Origin of the sequence: Streptomyces sp. NEAU-YJ-81, assembly GCF_017592595.1 — a bacterium.
Classification (GTDB): domain Bacteria; phylum Actinomycetota; class Actinomycetes; order Streptomycetales; family Streptomycetaceae; genus Streptomyces; species Streptomyces hygroscopicus_B.
Map to the genome: position 1 here is coordinate 137,944 of NZ_JAGFNO010000011.1, position 16,766 is coordinate 154,709.

The following is a 16,766-nucleotide window of genomic DNA, read 5'->3' on the forward strand; positions in this document are numbered from 1 at the left end:
TGTGACGCTGTCGCCGCATCTGCCGGACAAACTGACCATCTCGCTGTGGGACTTCAGCTGGTACACCCGCACCGGCCCGGGCGAGCCCTTCGCCGACCTCGACCGCGCCTTCGAGGAGGCCGTGACGCGCGGCTACAACACCGTGCGCATCTGCGCCATGCCGTTCCTGCTCTTCGGCTCCCGGCTCGACACGGGCAAGCTGCGGCCGTCGGGCCTGGGCGGTGCGTACGGGCAGCGGATGCGCTGGTACGACGTGGGCGGCGGGGGCGAGATCGACGGACGGGCCTGGCTGCGCGAGCTGTTCGAGGCGGCCCTGCGCCATGACTGCTTCGTCATCCTCTCCAGCTGGGAGTACCAGCAGAGCCCGTCGTTCGGCGAGGACCGCGCCTGGTTCGACGCGCTGATGGCCGTCGATCCCGAGCGGCGCCCCGAGGCGCTCGCGGACGCGCTGGCCGATCTGATCGACTTCCTGGTGATCCACGGTCTGGACGACCGGATCGCCTTCACCGAGCTGCACAACGAGGTCCAGGGCAGCCGGCTCACCGAGGGGCTGGAGGGCCAGGACAAGGTCGTCGCCCTGCGCCCGCGGCTGGAGCGGGGCATCGCCCGCTTCAAGGAGCGCCACCCCAACCGGCCCGTCACGGTCAACTACGCCAAGGTGCCGGTCGGTTCGCTGCGCGGGGTCCCCCGCGAGGTGGATGTGGCGGTCTTCCACCCCTACGTCTACGGGGTGCTGGACGAGCTCCTGGCCACCTTCGCCATACGCGACCGGGGCCGCCCCTTCGCCCAGGAGCCGGTGCGCCGGGAGCTGCTGCGACCCGGCGCCCCCGATCTGGCCGACTGGACTCCTCCGCCCGGCGATCGCTGGCGGCTGGAGGCCACCACGGTCGGCCCCCGGGAGATCTACGTCCACGACTGGTGCGACCCCGACCGCTGGGACGCCTGGCTGTACGACCGCTATGCCATGCACCGTCTGGCGATGGAGCAGCGGCTGACCACCTGGATCGAGGCGGCCGCGGACTGGGCGGCCGGGAGCGGGGTCCCGCTGGTCTTCGGCGAGGGCTGGATCGGCTACACCCCGCTGCACGGGACCTTCGAGGAGGGCCCGGTGGGGGCAGCGTTCTGCCGCCGCGCCGTCGAGGAATCGGCGCGGGTGGGGGCGTGGGGCGCGGTGGTGTGCTCCAACGCGGCGCCCCAGCACCCGATGTGGCAGGACATCGCGCTGCAGCGGGAGTGCAACGCGGTGCTGCGCGGCTGACGCGCCCGGCCGTCGGCGGCTCCGGTGACGATGACGCACGTCATGAGGGCAGGCGTGCCGCCAGGGCCTCGCGCGCCGCTGGAGCCGCGCTCGCACCGGTAGCCGCCGCCCCCAACGGGTACGCACATCACGTTCCCCTTGGCGGTGACGGCGAAAGGGCCCGATTGTGACGACGTCCCCAGCGGATCCCAGAGAGCGTGCCGCCGGGCGGGCCCCGCGCCGTGCGCTGGTGGCCGGTTCGGTCGGCAATTTCATCGAGTGGTACGAATTCGGTGTCTACGGCTTCTTCGCGACGATCATCGCGGCGAACTTCTTCACCCCGCACGGCGGCAACGAGCTCGAGGGCCTGGTCAAGACCTATGCCTCCTTCGGGATCGCGTTCTTCTTCCGCCCCATCGGCGCCGCCGTCTTCGGCAGGATCGGCGACCGGATCGGCCGCCGGCCCACGCTGATCCTGGTGCTGCTGCTGATGACCGGCGCCACGACGCTCATCGGAGTGCTGCCCACGTACGACACGCTGGGCGCGGCCGCGCCCTGGCTGCTCACCCTGTTGCGGATCCTCCAGGGGCTGTCCGCGGGCGGGGAGTTCGGCGGTGCGGTGTCGATCATGACGGAGTTCGCGCCACCGGGCCGGCGCGGGCTCTACGGGGCGTGGCAGTCGTTCACCGTGGCGCTGGGGCTGCTGGCCGGGGCCGGTGTGGCGGCGCTGCTGGCCACGGTGATGAGCGAGGAGTCGCTGGGCGACTGGGGATGGCGGTTGCCGTTCCTGGCGACCCTGCCGATCGGGCTGGTCGCCCTGTGGCTGCGGCTGAGGCTGGAGGAGACCCCGTTCTTCCGCGCGGCGGCGGACGGGGAGACCGGCACCGCGCCGGGCCCCGGGTCACCGCCCGCCCCACCCGAGCGGGTGGCGGACCCGCGTGAGATGGCCAGGGCCATCGTCATGGGGGCCGCGCGCATCATGGGCTGGGCGGCGGCCGGTTACACCTTCCTGGTCGTCATGCCCTCGTATCTCCAGGCCACCTTGAACGCCACCTTCCAGCAGGCGCTGGTCGCCACCGTGGTGGCCAACGCGGGCTTCGCGCTCTCCATCCTCCCGGCGGGCCTGCTCAGCGACCGGATCGGGCGGCGGCCGGTGATGCTGACCGGGGCCGCGCTGGTGGCGGTGCTGGCCTTCCCGCTGCTCAATGTGTTGCAGGAGCCGGGCAGTTCGGCGTGGGTCCAGGGAGCGGCGGTCTTCGTCGCGGGTGTGGTGGTGGGTCTGATGGCCGGGCCGGGTCCGGCCATGCTCGCCGAGATGTTCCCGACCCGGGTCCGCTACACGGGCCTCGGGCTGGCGTACGCGCTGTCCAACGCGGTGTTCTCCGGATGCGCGGGGCTCATCATCACCGAGGTGATCAAGCACACCGGCGAGGTCGACATCCCGGCCTACTACGTGACGGTGACCTGCGCCATCAGCGTGCTCGCGCTGTTCACCCTGCGCGGGCAGGACCACCGCGGCGCGCTGCCCGAGGTGGCGCGGGCGGGGAAGGCAGCCGAGACCGAGGAGGAGACACCATGCGCGTGATCGGCCTGATGTCGGGCACGTCCCATGACGCGGTCGACGCCGCGGCAGCCGATCTGGTGCTCGACGGCGACACCGTGGTGCTGGCCCCGCTGGGGCTGGTCGGCGAGGCGTATCCGGAGGCGCTGCGGTCGGCGCTGAGCGCCGCGCTGCCCCCGGCGGCCACCACCATGAAGGAGGTGTGCGCGCTCGACACCCGTATCGGCCAGGCGTTCGCCTCGCTCGCGGCCCGCGCCGACCGGGAGCTGTGCGAGGGGCGTGCGGACCTCATCGGCTCCCATGGTCAGACGGTGTACCACTGGGCCGAGGGCGGGCGGGTGCACGGGACGCTGCAGCTCGGCCAGCCCGCCTGGATCGCCGAGGCCACCGGCTGCCCGGTCGTCTCCGATCTGCGCACCCGTGATGTGGCCGCGGGCGGCCAGGGCGCTCCCCTGGTCAGCCTGGTGGACGCCCTGTGGCTGCGCGGGCGGCCCGGTGTGTGCGCCGCCCTGAACCTGGGCGGGATCGCCAACATCACGGTGGTGTCGAGCGCCGGCGATCCGCTGGCCTTCGACACCGGCCCGGCGAACGCGCTCGTCGACGCGGCGGTGGGTGATCTGACGGGCGGCCGGCTGGACCATGACGCGGACGGCGCCATGGCGGCGCGCGGCACCGTCCACGAGCCTCTGCTGGAGCGGCTGCTGGCCGAGCCGTACTATGCGCTGCCCGCGCCCAAGACGACCGGCAAGGAGCTGTTCCACGGCTCCTATCTGCGGGCGGCCCTGGCGGCCGCGGGCCCGGTGCCGGACGATGACGTGGTCGCCACCGTCACCGAGCTGACGGCCCGTACCGTCGCCGACGCGGTGCGGTCGGTGCACGCCACCGAGGTGATCGCCTCGGGCGGCGGCACCCGCAACCCCACCCTGATGGGGGCGTTGCGCCGGGCGCTGGGCACCATCGCGCTGCGGACCTCCGATGAACTCGGCCTTCCGGCGGCGGCGAAGGAGGCGTACGCCTTCGCCGTCCTCGCCTTTCTGACCGCCCATGGGCTGGCCGGTACGGCGCCGAGCTGCACCGGCGCCCGCCATGCCAGCGTGCTGGGGTCGATTACCCCGGGGCGCCGCGGCCTCACCCTGCCCGCACCGGGCCGGCCGGCGCCCACCCGGCTGGAGATCTTCCGCCGCTGAGCGGGCGGCGGCGCATGGCCGGTAAAGGGGATGTCGGCATCGGCCCTACCCGGGGTACGTTGGGGAACGGTCGGCTATAGAAGGGGCGAACGTGGGTAAAGACCCCACGAGTTGCCGACGGGGGGCCGACGGGGGGACGGGGGCACGTGGCGGAATCCGGAATGGGTGTGGGCTTAAGAGGCCGCAGCGGGATCATCAGTCTGGTCGGAGAGTGTCTCAGGCTGGGTCCCACGGACGAGCGGCCGGTGATCATGCTGCTGGGGCCGCGCGGCAGTGGGGCCAGCGAGGCCCATGGCGCGCTGATGGAGAAGTTCGGGCCCGAGACGCCGTTCGCGTATATCAATTTCGGCGGTGAGCAGTCCCTGCTGCCGCGGTACGCGCTGGCGCTGCTCGCCCGCCAGCTCGAGCGCAAGCTTCCGCGCTACCGCCGCTCCCACTTCCCGCGGCTCACTCTCGGTCTGCTCGCCTCGGACCACCAGCTGCGGATGACGAGCCTGGCGGAGGGGCGGCGCAACATCCGGCGGGAGCTGGACGCGTTCCAGGAGCGGGCGGAGGCGCGCTACGGCGACTATCTCGCCGCCTTCTTCGAGGTGGCCGGAGGCGCCGTGGGCGCCCCCGACGGCGCCTCCACGGCGGCGCTCGCGCTGCTGCGGGACGCGCTGCGGCGCGGCCGGAGGCGGCTGCCGGGCCGCAAGTTCACCAGCAGCGCCGCCTGGTACGGCGGCCATCCGCTGCTGCAGAGCCGGGATCCGTGGGAGGCGCTGGTCGAGCTCAACCTGTGGCGCCACGACGGGGACGAGGACGATCAGGAGCGGCTGGACCGGGTGCTGTTCTCGGCCCTGCTGGAGGACATGCGCGGCAATGTGCGCCACTCGTTCATGCCCCGCTCCTATCTGCTGCTGCTCGACAACTCCCATACGGAGTACGGCCGTCGCTTCCTCGATCTGCTGATCCGGACCCGCCATGACGACGCCGTGGTGGCGGGCACCGACTGCGATCCGCTCACCGTCGTGGCCAGCTCCAACCGGTGGCTGCCCCGCTGGGGCCCGGCCACCGGCGACCAGTGGCCCTGGCGGCTGCGCGGCCCGGACCGGGCCTCCCTCACGGACTGGACGGAGCACCGGCCGGGCCGGGACAGCGATGACACCTGGTGGTATCCGCTGCGGCTGCGCGATCTCAATCTGGACGAGGTGCGCATCCGGGTCGAGCTGGAGCTGCGCCACCACCCCGACCTCGCGCCGTTCACCCGGCTCGCGCCCTTCATCCACCGGCTGACCGCGGGGCTCCCCCGGGCGGTCAGCCAGGTCCTTGAGCTGTTCCGGCATTCGACCGTGCCCACCGAGGACGGCGCCGAGCAGGACCGCTGGCTGCGCACCCTGCCGGACCGTACGCCGCGGGAGGGCGAGGACACCCGGACGCTGGTGGAGGCCGCCCTGGACCATCTGCTGCGCGGTTTCGACCCCATGCAGCGGGCGGCGCTGGAGGAGTGCGCCGCGGCGCGCGATCTGTCCATCGGCACCCGGCTGCTGGGCTCGGGCGATTCGCTGTTCGGCGAGGTCCGCGGCCGCTGGCTGCTGCACAGCCCGGGCACGGTGACCCCGGCCCTCCACCCCTGGCCGCGGCGGCTGCTGCTGTGGCGGCTGGCCGCGCGTCCGGACGACTGGGACGCGGTGCACGAGCTGCTGGCCGAGCACTTCAGGTCCGAGGGCCGCACCGTCCAGGAGATGTACCACCGGCTGGCGGCCGAGCGGATCGACGAGGTGACCGGGTATCTGGTGGCGCGGTTCCCGGCGGTGCCCGCGGCGCAGTGGATCAGCGAGTTCAACACGATCACGGCCGCGCCCAACCGGCTGGGCCAGGCCGGCGGACCGCTGGAACTGCTCGCCGGCCTCGCCCCGGAGGAGCCCCCGGAGGCGGTCACCACCGCCTCGGTGATCCGGGAGCTGATCACGGTGCGCTGGGTGTGGAGCGATCCGCTGGCCGACCCCGGAATGCGGCTCAACGACATGATCGCCGACGGCTTCAACCAGCTCTCACGACTGCGGAGGAACGACATCGTGGCCCTGTTCAACGAGGCGGAGCGGTACCGCCACTGGCGCCATCCGCTGACGCGCGCGGGCGAGGGGTGAGATCGTGCCGAGACTGGAATGGCCGCTGCACATCGTGCGCCGGGTGGTGATCGGCGTCATCGTCGTCGCGGTCCTCGCGGTGGCGGTTCCCCTCACCGTGAACTGGATCGAGGACAAGCGGGCGCGGTGCGGCGACGGCGTCGTCAAGATGGGCGACGACCGCGAGTGCGTGGGCGTCACCGACGGCTCGTTCACCTTCGCCGACCATCTGGAGCCCGTGGAGAAGAAGATCAAGGAGGAGAACGACCGGGTGGAGAAGGCCGGTGTCAAGTACGTCAGCGTCGCCTATATGACCTCCTTCACGCTGACCGACGACGACAGCAACTCCGAGGAATCGGTCCGGCATGAGCTCGAGGGCGCGTATCTGGCGCAGCACCGGTACAACCGCGGCGATCTCTCCTTCTCCCCCAAGATCAAGCTGTTGGTCGCCAATATGGGCAGCAGCGCGGCCCATTGGGAGCACACCGTCGATGAGCTGATCGACCGGAAGACCTCTGACGACAAGCTGGTCGCGGTCACCGGGCTCGGCCCGAGCGACACCCAGAACGTCGACGCGCTGAGGCGGCTGTCCGACAACGGTCTCGCCCTGGTCGCCAGCACCATGACGGCCACCAACATAGAGGGCATCAAGGGGCTCGTCCGGGTCTCCCCGACCAATGTGGACGAGGCGTACGCCGCCTCCGCGTATCTCAAGAAGGAGAAGGTCCGTCGGGCGGTGGTGGTCCAGGACGACGCGCGGGACAACTACTACGCCAAGACGCTGGGTGACGCCTTCACCAAGGTCTTCCAGGACATCAAGGGCCACAAGCTGGTGGCGGACCGGATGACCTATGACTCTTCAGTGCGCAGCGCTTGGGAGAACGAGTTGGGCTACATGCCCGGGCAGCTCTGCGATCAGAAGCCGGAGGCAGTCTTCTTCGCGGGCCGCGGCAAGCACCTCACCCGGTTCCTGGACGCGATCGCCAACCGTCCGTGCCAGGATCGGGAGTTCATGGTGATCACCGGCGACGACACCACCAACCTCACCGCCGATGACCTGGCCCACGCCGCCGAGAGCAAGGTGCGGGTGCTCTACACGGGCCTGGCACACCCCGATATGTGGCATAAGGACCGCGAATCCGTGTCCCGCTCGTCGGCCGGCTTCTTCCAGCCGGGCGGGTTGCTGGACAAGTCGTTCCCCGACGACCAGCACCAGGACGGCCAGGCCATCATGGCGCATGACGCGGTGCTCACCGCCGCCTGGGGCGTCCAGATGGCGGCGCAGGGCGAGGTGACCGGGGATTCGGTGGCGCGGATGTTCCACCAGATGAACAGCCGTCAGCAGGTACCGGGGGCGAGTGGGTTCATCTCGTTCCAGAACAATGGCAATCCGCGCAACAAGGCCATTCCGATCCTGCGTCTCAACGCGAAGGGGCGCTCGGAACTCGTGGAGGTATCGGCACGACGGGGCGAGCCGGCCAGGAAGCAGTGACGGCCGGGCCGTCCAGGGGGCGCTGAGCGGCCCGGGCCGCTGAGGAAGCGGTGCCGGTCAGCCGGCGCCTCCCTTGGGCTTCTCGTCCCCGGTCTTCTCGTCGTCGACGATCTCCGCGTCCACGACCTCCTCGTCGGGCGCGTGGGCCTGGTCCCCGCCGTCACCGGAGGAACCGGCCGCGGCGCCGCTCGATCCGCCGCCGTCGGACGGGGCGGACTGCTGAGCCTGGGCGTAGATGGCGGTGCCGATCCGCTGTCCGACGGCGGCGGTCCGCTCGGTCGCCTCGCGGATCGCGTTGGTGTCCTCGCCCTCGAGCGTCCCCTTGAGCTCCGCGACCGCCGCCTCGGCCTCCTGCCGGACGTCCTGCGGCACCTTGTCGGGCTGGTCCCGCAGCAGCTTCTCGGTCTGGTAGACGAGTGCCTCGGCCTGGTTGCGGGTCTCGGCGGCCTCGCGGCGCTTGTGGTCCTCCTCCGCATAGCTCTCGGCCTCCCGCATCATGCGGTCGATGTCGTCCTTCGGCAGCGCGGAGCCGCCGGTGACGGTCATCCGCTGCTCCCGGCCGGTGCCGAGGTCCTTGGCGGAGACGTGCATGATGCCGTTGGCGTCGATGTCGAAGGCGACCTCGATCTGCGGCACCCCGCGCGGGGCCGGCGGCAGACCGGTCAGCTCGAACATCCCGAGCTTCTTGTTGTACGCGGCCATCTCGCGCTCGCCCTGGAAGACCTGGATCTGCACCGAGGGCTGGTTGTCCTCGGCCGTGGTGAAGACCTCCGAGCGCTTGGTCGGGATCGTGGTGTTCCGCTCGATCAGCTTGGTCATGATGCCGCCCTTGGTCTCGATGCCGAGGGACAGCGGGGTGACATCCAGCAGCAGGACGTCCTTGACCTCACCCTTGAGGACACCGGCCTGCAGGGAGGCGCCGATCGCCACGACCTCGTCGGGGTTGACGCCCTTGTGCGGCTCCTTGCCGGTCAGCTCCTTGACCAGGCCGGTCACGGCGGGCATTCGGGTGGAGCCGCCGACCAGGATCACATGGTCGATATCGGAGGTCTTGATCCCGGCGTCCTTGATCGCCTGGTGGAAGGGGGCCTTGCAGCGCTCCAGGAGGTCCTCGGTCAGCTGCTGGAACTGCGAGCGGGTGAGCTTCTCGTCCAGATGCAGCGGGCCCGCGTCGGACGCGGTGATGTACGGCAGGTTGATCGTGGTCTCGCTGGCCGCGGAGAGCTCGATCTTGGCCTTCTCGGACGCCTCGCGCAGCCGCTGGACCGCCATCTTGTCGTTGGCCAGATCGACGCCGTAGCCGCCCTTGAAACGGGTGACCAGGTGGTCCACGATCCGCTGGTCCCAGTCGTCGCCGCCGAGGTGGGTGTCGCCGTTGGTGGCCTTGACCTCCACCACCCCCTCGCCGATCTCCAGCAGCGAGACATCGAAGGTGCCGCCGCCGAGGTCGAAGACCAGGATGGTCTGGTCGTTCTCCTTGTCCAGCCCGTACGCCAGGGCGGCGGCCGTCGGCTCGTTGATGATCCGCAGCACCGTCAGCCCGGCGATCTCGCCCGCCTCCTTGGTGGCGGTGCGCTGGGAGTCGTTGAAGTACGCGGGGACGGTGATCACGGCGTCCGTGACGTCCTCGCCGAGATACGCCTCGGCGTCGCGCTTGAGCTTCTGCAGCACCCGCGCGGAGATCTCCTGCGCGGTGTAGCGCTTGCCGTCGACGTCGCCCGTGGCCGGGAACCGCCACCGGTCCTCGCCCACGTGGCGCTTGACCGATCGCGCGGTGCGCTCCACGTTCGTCACCGCCTGGCGCTTGGCGACCTCGCCCACCAGCACTTCGCCGTTCTTGGCGAAGGCCACCACCGAGGGGGTGGTCCGGGTCCCCTCGGTGTTGGTGATGACGGTCGGCTCGCCGCCCTCCAGGACGGATACGACCGAGTTCGTCGTACCCAGGTCAATACCGACTGCGCGAGTCATCTGAGCCCTCCTCCCGATCTGCCTCCCAGTATCCCAAAAAGGGATATTCGGGGCGGGCGGGGAGGCGGGCCGGGGCTCAGTCCCGCAGGTGGTCGACCTCGCGCATCTTGTTCGTGGCGTCGAGCGCGGCGACCTTGTAGGACTCGGCGAAGGTCGGATAGTTGAACACCGCGTCCACCAGATAGTCGACGGTGCCGCCGCAGCCCATCACGGCCTGGCCGATATGGATCAGCTCGGTGGCGCCGGTGCCGAAGCAGTGCACCCCGAGCAGCCGCCGGTCCTCCGGGGAGACCAGCAGTTTCAGCATGCCGTGCGCATCGCCGACGATCTGGCCCCGGGCCAGCTCGCGATAGCGCGACACCCCGACCTCGAAGGGCACCTTCTCGTCCGTGAGCTGGTCCTCGGTGCGGCCGATGAAGCTGATCTCGGGGATGCTGTAGATCCCGATCGGCTGCAGATGGTGGATCGGGTTCACCGGCTCCTCGCAGGCGTGGTACGCCGCGCTGCGCCCCTGTTCCATGGAGGTCGCGGCCAGGGCCGGGAAGCCGATCACATCGCCGACGGCGTAGATATGCGGTACGGCGGTGCGGTAGTGCTCGTCCACCGCTATCCGGCCCCGCCGGTCGGCGGTGAGCCCCGCCTTGTCGAGGTCCAGCCCGTCGGTGAGCCCCTGGCGCCCGGCGGAGTACATCACCGCGTCGGCGGGGATCTTCTTCCCGCTCTCCAGGACGGCCAGGGCGCCCCGCGCGTGGCGCTCGACGGCCGCCACGGTCTCGCCGAAGCGGAAGGTGACGGCCAGGTCGCGCAGCCGGTACTTCAGCGCCTCGACGATCTCGACGTCGCAGAAGTCCAGCATCCCCTCGCGCTGCTCGACCACGGTGACCTTGCTGCCCAGGGCGGCGAACATCGAGGCGTACTCGATGCCGATCACCCCGGCGCCCACGATGACCATGGAGCGCGGCACCCGCTCCATGTTGAGGACACTGTCGGAGTCCATGATCGTCCGCTCGTCGAACTCCACGCTCGCGGGGCGGGCCGGGCGGGTGCCGGTGGCGATCACGATATGCCGCGCGGTCAGCAGCTGTTCCTGACCGGCCGCGTCCGTGACGGCCACGGTGTGGTCGTCCACGAACCGCCCGGTGCCCGGGAACAGCGCGACCCGGTTGCGGGACAGCTGGTTGCGGACGACGTCCATCTCACGGCCGACCACATGCTGGGTCCGGGCCGTCAGGTCGGCGATGGTGATGTCGTCCTTGAGCCGGTAGCTCTGGCCGTACAGATCCCGCTGGGTCAGTCCGGTGAGATAGAGCACCGCCTCGCGCAGGGTCTTCGACGGAACGGTTCCGGTGTGGAGGGAGACCCCGCCCACCATCTCCTTCCGGTCGACGACGGCCACCCGGCGACCGAGTTTGGCGGCTGCGATGGCAGCTTTCTGGCCGCCCGGTCCGGACCCAATCACAAGCATGTCAAAGTCGGTCACGGACCGAGTCTGGCATCGGATGACGCCCCGCTGGAAGAGCGAATCGCCGGTCAACCGTCCCGGGCGGCACCAGACTTGGGGCGCCCTACTCGGCGTGGGGCCACAGACGGCCCTGCGCGTCCCGGGCCAGCGAGGTCACGGAGGCCAGCAGAACGAGGGCGACCAGCCCGGTCGGCAGGGCGGGCGCGGCCCGCGCGGCATGCGCCACCAGCAGCCCTCCGGCCGCGGCGCCCACCACCAGGGCCCCCAGCAGCGCCATGCTGAGCCTCCCCACCGTGCCGCTGCGTGCCACGTCGACCAGCAGCCCGGTCAGGACGCCGGTGAGATAGGTGGTGGAGAAGCCGGGCGGCCCGACGGCCCGCACCAGACCGCTCTGCCCGCCCATCGCGAGCGCGGCCACCGCCAGCAGCCCTAGCTGCCGACCGCCGGAGGGGTGGCCGCCGGCGGCGGCCCACACCGCCCAGAGCCCGCCGAGCGCGAGCAGTTCCACCGTGAGCGCGCAGCGGGCGCGCCAGGCGGGCCGGGGGCCGCGGACGATCCGGCCGCTGAGCAGCGCGCCCACGATGTATCCGGCGATGGCGACCACGGTGTCCCGGGCCAGCGTCGCGTCCAGGGAGGCGGTCGACATGCCGAGCAGGGAGAGGTTGGCGGTCATGACGCTGGTGAAGACCCCGCCCAGCGCCAGAAAGCTGATCGCGTCCATCGCCCCGGTCGCCACGGTCAGCGCGACGGCGGCCGCCACTCCCCCGGAACCGGCGGCCCGGCCCGGGCGCCGTCGTTTCGGCGCGGGGTCGGTGTCGCTCTCATCGCCCATCGGCACTCCTCCGGCCACCTCGGGTGCCCCGGGCGGCGCACCGGAAACAACGGTCCTGGGAGCGCCGGGGGCGTCAGGAGCCGGCCGGGGCGGCGGCTGCCCGCCGCTCGCGGTGTTTCGCGGCCTTGGCGCTGTTGCCGCACAGCCGCATGGAGCACCACCGGCGCCGTCCGCCCGGCGTGTGGTCGAGGTAGACCATCGTGCACAGCGAGGCGTCGCACACCCGCAGCGCCCCGCGCCGCTCCGGGTCTCCGAGCACCGCGATGAGGTCGCGGACGACGACCGACTGCAGCTCCCGCCCGGACAGGGGGCGATCGGCGCCGGCGACCCCGACGCCGGTGCCGGTGGCTATCAGCAGCGGCTGCGGCGGAGCGGGGCGCGCCCGGTCGTTGAGCAGCGCCACGGACACGGCCGACGGGGACCGGCCGTAAACCACCGCCGCCACCACGTCGTACGCCGCCTCGCGCAGCGTCCACAGCTCGGTGAGGAGCTCATCGGTGACGGCCTCATCGTGCAGCCGCAGCCCGACGCCGTCGCACCACTCCCGCAGCCGGTCGAGGGTGCCGAGGCGCTCGATCGGGGCGCTGGTGCGCCGCCCGAGGGTCGCGACGAGATTCAGGGCGAGGCTGCCGGCGTCGAAGCGCAGCGCCCGCAGCCGGGCGGTCACCCGCGGCCGCGGGACCGGCTTCGTCGAGGAATCCATCCGCATATAGTAACCGTCCGAAGGGTTACCAAGTGGCTGAGGGTGAGGGCACATCATGCGGATCGCGGTCATCGGCGCGGGTGGCGTCGGCGGATACTTCGGCGCGCGGCTCGCCGCCGCGGGTGACGATGTCACCTTCGTGGCACGGGGCCGCCATCTCGCGGCGATCCGGGAGAAGGGGCTGACGGTGCGCAGCCCGCTGGGCGATCTGCGGGTGCCGTCCGAGGCGGTGGTGCCGGCCGTCTCCGACCTGGAGGCCCCGGACCTCGTCATGGTGGCGGTGAAGCTGTGGGACACCGAGGACGTCGCCCGGCAGCTGGCGCCCCTCGCCGAAGGCGGCGCCGCCGTCGTGTCGTTCCAGAACGGGGTCCAGAAGGACACGGTGCTGCGCCGCCATCTGCCGGCCGGGTCCGTCCTCGGCGGGGTCGGCTATATCTCGGCGTTCATCGAGGAGCCCGGGGTGGTGGTGCACAACGGCACACTGCAGCGGCTGGTGTTCGGCGAGTACGACCGTACGGAGTCCCCGCGCGCCCGCGCTTTCCTCGACCGCGCTGTGGCGGCCGGTATCGACGCCGAGATCAGCGCGGACATCGAGCGCACCGTCTGGGAGAAGTTCGTCTTCCTGGTGGGCCTTTCCGGGACGACGTCGGCGGTGCGGCAGCCGATCGGGGTGGTCCGCGGGGATCCCAGGTCGCGGACCCTGCTGCGTGAGGTGATGCACGAGGTGGTCGCCGTGGGACGGGCCAAGGGGGTGGCCCTGGACCCCGGTTTCGCCGACGACCGGCTCGCCTTCTGCGACACGCTGCCCGCCGCGATGACGTCTTCCATGCACAACGACCTGCTGCGCGGCAACCGGCTCGAACTCGGCTGGCTCAGCGGGGCGGTGGCCGACCTCGGCGCCGAGCTGGGCGTCGCGACCCCGCGCAACCGGGCCATCGCCGACATCCTCTCCCCGTATGCCCTGGGCGACCCGGCCGCGACCGGCGGCGCGGATGTCAGCGCAGCAGGGGCAGCTTCCCGATGAGCTTGCTCACCCTGTTCCGCGGGCCGACGAGGCTGACCGCGAGATAGTCGAGGTCCTCGGTCTTGGTGCCGGCCAGGCTGTCGAGGTACTCGTCGTAGACCCGTGACGTCTGGGCCTGCCCGGGCATGTCGACGAGGAACAGGTCGTCCTTCCCGGCGGCCTTCGCGCGCAGCTCGCGCAGCGTCTCCGGGCCGGCGACCAGGATCGAGCAGCCGGCCCACGGCAGCCCCGGGTGGCCGGCGCCCGAGCCGTCCCTGCCGTCCGGCCCGAGCAGCTCCGGCATCGCCCGGCCGACGGCGGCGGCCATGCAGGCGGCGGCGTTCACCGCCCGGCCCGCCGGCAGTTCCTCGGCCACGACGATCACCCACTTCAGCTTCGCCTGCCGGGTGGACTGATCGGTGCGGACATCCTCGTCGGTCAGCTGGGGAACGGACACGAGCGGCACTCCTTGTCGATGGCTAATGTGGTGGACGGTACCCATCCATCCGAGCTGCGGCACGGCCCGCCGAATTTCCTCAGGCAAAGGAGCGCATTCGTGGAACTTGATGCACTCGACCGCGCTCTTCTGCGGGAGCTGCAGAACGATGCACGCCAGACCAATCGCGAGCTGGCCCAGCGGACGGGGGTCTCGCCGTCGACCTCCCTGGAGCGGGTCCGGACGCTGCGGGAGCGCGGCATCATCAGCGGCTATCACGCCGCCGTCGACCTGGAGGCGGTCGGCCGCCCCGTCCAGGCGCTGATCTCGGTGCGGATCCGCCCGCCGTCCCGGCCGGTCATCGAGGGCTTCCGGGAATGGGCCGCCCGGCTACCGGAGACCATCGGTCTCTTCGTCACCTCCGGCGCCCATGACTTCCTCATCCATGTGGCGGTGCCGGACACCAATGGGCTGTACGCGTTCGTCATCGACCGCCTCACCGAGCGCCGTGAGGTGGCGGATGTGCAGAGCACGATGGTCTACGAACACGCCCAGTCGCGCTGTATCGACCCGGCCCCCACCGAGCGCCCGGCGCCCTCCCGCCGGAGGCGGTAACGGGTCGGGTCAGGGACGGGATGGGTCAGTGGTGCGGGGTGTCGCCGAAGGCCGTCACGGTCAGGAACCGTATGGGCAGGGTGATCAGCTTCTCCGGGCCGTGCGGCGCCTCGCCGTCGAACTGGAGGGCGTCACCGGCCCCGAGCGTGTAGCTGGACTTGCCGTGGCCGTAGACCATGACGCCCTCGAGCATGTAGATCAGCTCGGTACCGCCGTGCTGGAAGAGCGGGAAGACCTCGCTGGACTCGGTGAGGGTGACCTCCAGCGCCTCCATCCGCTGATTGCTGCCGCGCAGGGCGCCGAGCAGGGCGTACTCATGGCCGATCCGGGTGCCGCGGCGCACAATGCGGGCGCCGTGGCCGGCCGGGACGAAGACCGCCTCGCGCTCGTCGTCCATCCCCCGGAAGAGCGCGGTGACAGGCACGCCCAGGCCACGCGCGAGCCGGGAGAGGGTGGTGAGGCTGCAGGCCGTCTGGGCGTTCTCGATCTTGGACAGCATGGCCTTCGATATGCCCACCCGCTGGGCCATCCCACCGACCGACGCCCCGGCCGCCTGCCGGTACTCCCGCGCCCGGACCGCGATGATCCGCTCCAGCGCCTTGTCGTCGTCCCCCGCGTCTGCCGCCATCCACCGCATTCTAGTGCCGGATGAGGGCCTCACCTCGGCGGCGGGCGGCGCCGTCACGACGCCGCCCGCCCCGGGCCGTGCACTGCCGGGAGGTCAGGAGCCCGCCACCGCCGCCGTCTTCTCCGGCCGCGGCCCGGGCGTGGCGGGAACATCGCGCGTCCACAGCGGCCGCAGCCGGTAGGTCAGCAGATAGAGCACCGCGGCGGCGGCCGCCGCGACGAACATGCTCAGATCGCCCGCATGCGGATACGCCGAGGCGAACGCCCCGGTGTAGAGGTCGGATTGCCAGAACGGCACCGAGGCCACCACACCTCCTGCCCAGGCGACGAAGCCCCAGGAGAGCACCCGTCCGCGGTCGTACAGCTCCGCGATCCGGCCGGGGTCGGAACGGCCGCCCAGGTGGTAGTCGAGCAGCAGCACGGTGGCGAACGGCGCGATGAAGTACGCGGTGAGGTTGAGGAACACCGAGAACTTGTCCTCGATCCCCGAGTGTCCCCACAGGCTGATCCCGTACGCCAGGGCGCAGATGAGGGTCACGGCCTGGGTCCGGGTGACCGGCACCTTCAGCGTCTGGACGGAGATCGCGCCGCCGTAGACGTTGAGGAAGTTCTGCGCGAGCGCCGAGAGCCCGATGGCGATCAGGGCGGGGATGGCGAACGGCCCGGTCAGCTGGTGCAGGGCGGTGATGGAGTCGGTGCTGGTGGCGTTGGAGCCGAGGAGCACGCCGAGGATGCCGAGCCAGCAGATGGTGACGAAGTTGCCGAGCCCGGTGTACCAGGCGGTGCGGCTCACCACGCGTGGCGAGTCGGGCAGATAGCGCGAGTAGTCCGAGGCGAACGGCGCCCAGGCGACGAGGAAGGAGAGGAACCAGCCGCCGAAGGTGATCCAGCCGCCGGTGGAGCCCACGTAGTCCGGTGCCTTCGGATCGGCGCCGAAGGTGCCCGCGCCCCGGACCAGGGCCACCACCGTGATCATGACGAACAGCGGGGTGAGCACATAGGTCAGCACCCGCTGCAGGAAATTGATCATGTTGTAGCCGTAGATGGACACCACCAGCTCGACCAGGGTGAGCGCCAATCCACAGACCCAGAAGGGCAGATGGGTCAGCTCGGCGATGGCCTTGCCGCCGAGGATCACGGTGACGGCGGCCCAGCCGACCCCGGCGAACACATTGATGTACGCCACCGGCAGGAAGTTGCCGAAGAAGCCGAGCGGACCACGCGCCTGGATCTGCTGGGGCACCCCCAGCCGTACGCCCATCCGGGACATCACGGCCATCAGCAGTGAGCCGAGACCCGCGCCGGCCACGATCGCGGCGACGGCGGCGCCGAAGCTGAGACCGAGCCCGACCGCGCTGAACCCGAGCAGGATGATGGGGAAGTTGAGACCGGCGGCGAACCAGACGAAGAACTGCGAACTGGGCTTGCCGTGCCGCTCGTTGTCGGGGATGTGGTCGACCCCGAAGGGCTCCACCTTGGTGACCGCGCTGCCGTACACCGGCGCCGTGTCGTCGTGGGTCATGGGCGTGCTCCTG

Annotated in this window: 14 protein-coding genes; 7 read left to right on the forward strand and 7 right to left on the reverse strand. The window is 71.2% G+C overall.

Features of this window, described 5'->3' with window-relative positions:
- Position 1: 1 nt before the first annotated feature.
- From J5X86_RS24115 to J5X86_RS24135, 5 genes are all read left to right on the forward strand, one after another.
- Positions 2-1,258 carry a cellulase-like family protein gene (locus J5X86_RS24115; RefSeq protein ID WP_119985290.1) on the forward strand — a complete coding sequence of 419 codons (1,257 nt, stop codon included), beginning with the start codon at positions 2-4 and terminating at the stop codon, positions 1,256-1,258.
- Between the two features lie 166 nt (positions 1,259-1,424).
- Positions 1,425-2,822, forward strand: coding sequence for an MFS transporter (locus tag J5X86_RS24120; RefSeq protein ID WP_208518836.1), 1,398 nt, complete (start codon positions 1,425-1,427; stop codon positions 2,820-2,822).
- On the forward strand, positions 2,813-3,985 hold the full coding sequence (locus J5X86_RS24125; RefSeq protein ID WP_208518837.1) for an anhydro-N-acetylmuramic acid kinase: 1,173 nt from the start codon (positions 2,813-2,815) through the stop codon (positions 3,983-3,985). Before J5X86_RS24120 ends, J5X86_RS24125 begins: the two co-directional genes overlap by 10 nt.
- A gap of 251 nt (positions 3,986-4,236) precedes the next feature.
- Positions 4,237-6,114 (forward strand): hypothetical protein, encoded by a 1,878-nt coding sequence (locus J5X86_RS24130; RefSeq protein WP_243981280.1) that lies wholly within the window; start codon positions 4,237-4,239, stop codon positions 6,112-6,114.
- A 4-nt stretch (positions 6,115-6,118) separates the two neighbouring features.
- Positions 6,119-7,585, forward strand: coding sequence for an ABC transporter substrate-binding protein (locus tag J5X86_RS24135; protein ID WP_208518838.1), 1,467 nt, complete (start codon positions 6,119-6,121; stop codon positions 7,583-7,585).
- 57 nt (positions 7,586-7,642) lie between these two features.
- Here J5X86_RS24135 and dnaK read toward each other — a convergent pair whose 3' ends face one another.
- The 4 genes from dnaK to J5X86_RS24155 all read right to left on the reverse strand — a co-directional run bounded on the left by dnaK (position 7,643) and on the right by J5X86_RS24155 (position 12,550).
- Positions 7,643-9,553, reverse strand: a complete 1,911-nt coding sequence (gene dnaK / locus J5X86_RS24140) for a molecular chaperone DnaK (protein WP_208518839.1) — start codon at positions 9,551-9,553, stop codon at positions 7,643-7,645.
- Between the two features lie 76 nt (positions 9,554-9,629).
- Positions 9,630-11,033, reverse strand: coding sequence for a Si-specific NAD(P)(+) transhydrogenase (gene sthA / locus J5X86_RS24145; RefSeq protein ID WP_208518840.1), 1,404 nt, complete (start codon positions 11,031-11,033; stop codon positions 9,630-9,632).
- Between the two features lie 85 nt (positions 11,034-11,118).
- Positions 11,119-11,847 (reverse strand): YoaK family protein, encoded by a 729-nt coding sequence (locus J5X86_RS24150; protein ID WP_208518841.1) that lies wholly within the window; start codon positions 11,845-11,847, stop codon positions 11,119-11,121.
- A gap of 73 nt (positions 11,848-11,920) precedes the next feature.
- Complete coding sequence (locus J5X86_RS24155) at positions 11,921-12,550, reverse strand: ABATE domain-containing protein (protein WP_208518842.1); 630 nt, start codon at positions 12,548-12,550, stop codon at positions 11,921-11,923.
- 55 nt (positions 12,551-12,605) lie between these two features.
- Here J5X86_RS24155 and J5X86_RS24160 point away from each other — a divergent pair, with 55 nt between their 5' ends.
- Positions 12,606-13,574 carry a ketopantoate reductase family protein gene (locus tag J5X86_RS24160; protein ID WP_208518843.1) on the forward strand — a complete coding sequence of 323 codons (969 nt, stop codon included), beginning with the start codon at positions 12,606-12,608 and terminating at the stop codon, positions 13,572-13,574.
- On the opposite strand, the gene J5X86_RS24165 is transcribed toward J5X86_RS24160, so the two are convergent.
- Positions 13,546-14,010 (reverse strand): DUF2000 domain-containing protein, encoded by a 465-nt coding sequence (locus J5X86_RS24165; protein WP_208518844.1) that lies wholly within the window; start codon positions 14,008-14,010, stop codon positions 13,546-13,548. The genes J5X86_RS24160 and J5X86_RS24165 overlap by 29 nt on opposite strands.
- 99 nt (positions 14,011-14,109) lie before the next feature.
- Between J5X86_RS24165 and J5X86_RS24170 the strand changes: the two genes are divergently transcribed.
- On the forward strand, positions 14,110-14,604 hold the full coding sequence (locus tag J5X86_RS24170) for an Lrp/AsnC family transcriptional regulator (protein WP_208518845.1): 495 nt from the start codon (positions 14,110-14,112) through the stop codon (positions 14,602-14,604).
- A gap of 25 nt (positions 14,605-14,629) precedes the next feature.
- Here the strand turns inward: J5X86_RS24170 and J5X86_RS24175 are convergent, their stop codons facing one another.
- Together J5X86_RS24175 and J5X86_RS24180 are read right to left on the reverse strand one after the other, a co-directional pair.
- A complete protein-coding gene (locus tag J5X86_RS24175) occupies positions 14,630-15,232 on the reverse strand; it encodes an XRE family transcriptional regulator (protein ID WP_078638986.1) in 603 nt (200 codons plus the stop codon).
- 93 nt (positions 15,233-15,325) lie between these two features.
- The gene (locus tag J5X86_RS24180) at positions 15,326-16,753 is read right to left on the reverse strand and encodes a cytosine permease (RefSeq protein WP_208518846.1); all 1,428 of its coding nucleotides are present in this window, start codon (positions 16,751-16,753) and stop codon (positions 15,326-15,328) included.
- Positions 16,754-16,766 lie beyond the last annotated feature (13 nt).

What these genes read in the sequence shown, in the direction of transcription:
- J5X86_RS24125 (WP_208518837.1), top strand. Translation starts at nt 2,813, where the DNA reads ATGCGCGTGATCGGCCTGATGTCGGGCACGTCCCATGACGCGGTCGAC.
- J5X86_RS24130 (WP_243981280.1), top strand. Translation starts at nt 4,237, where the DNA reads ATGCTGCTGGGGCCGCGCGGCAGTGGGGCCAGCGAGGCCCATGGCGCG.
- dnaK (WP_208518839.1), bottom strand. Translation starts at nt 9,553, where the DNA reads ATGACTCGCGCAGTCGGTATTGACCTGGGTACGACGAACTCGGTCGTA.
- J5X86_RS24150 (WP_208518841.1), bottom strand. Translation starts at nt 11,847, where the DNA reads ATGGGCGATGAGAGCGACACCGACCCCGCGCCGAAACGACGGCGCCCG.
- J5X86_RS24155 (WP_208518842.1), bottom strand. Translation starts at nt 12,550, where the DNA reads ATGGATTCCTCGACGAAGCCGGTCCCGCGGCCGCGGGTGACCGCCCGG.
- J5X86_RS24160 (WP_208518843.1), top strand. Translation starts at nt 12,606, where the DNA reads ATGCGGATCGCGGTCATCGGCGCGGGTGGCGTCGGCGGATACTTCGGC.
- J5X86_RS24175 (WP_078638986.1), bottom strand. Translation starts at nt 15,232, where the DNA reads ATGGCGGCAGACGCGGGGGACGACGACAAGGCGCTGGAGCGGATCATC.
- J5X86_RS24180 (WP_208518846.1), bottom strand. Translation starts at nt 16,753, where the DNA reads ATGACCCACGACGACACGGCGCCGGTGTACGGCAGCGCGGTCACCAAG.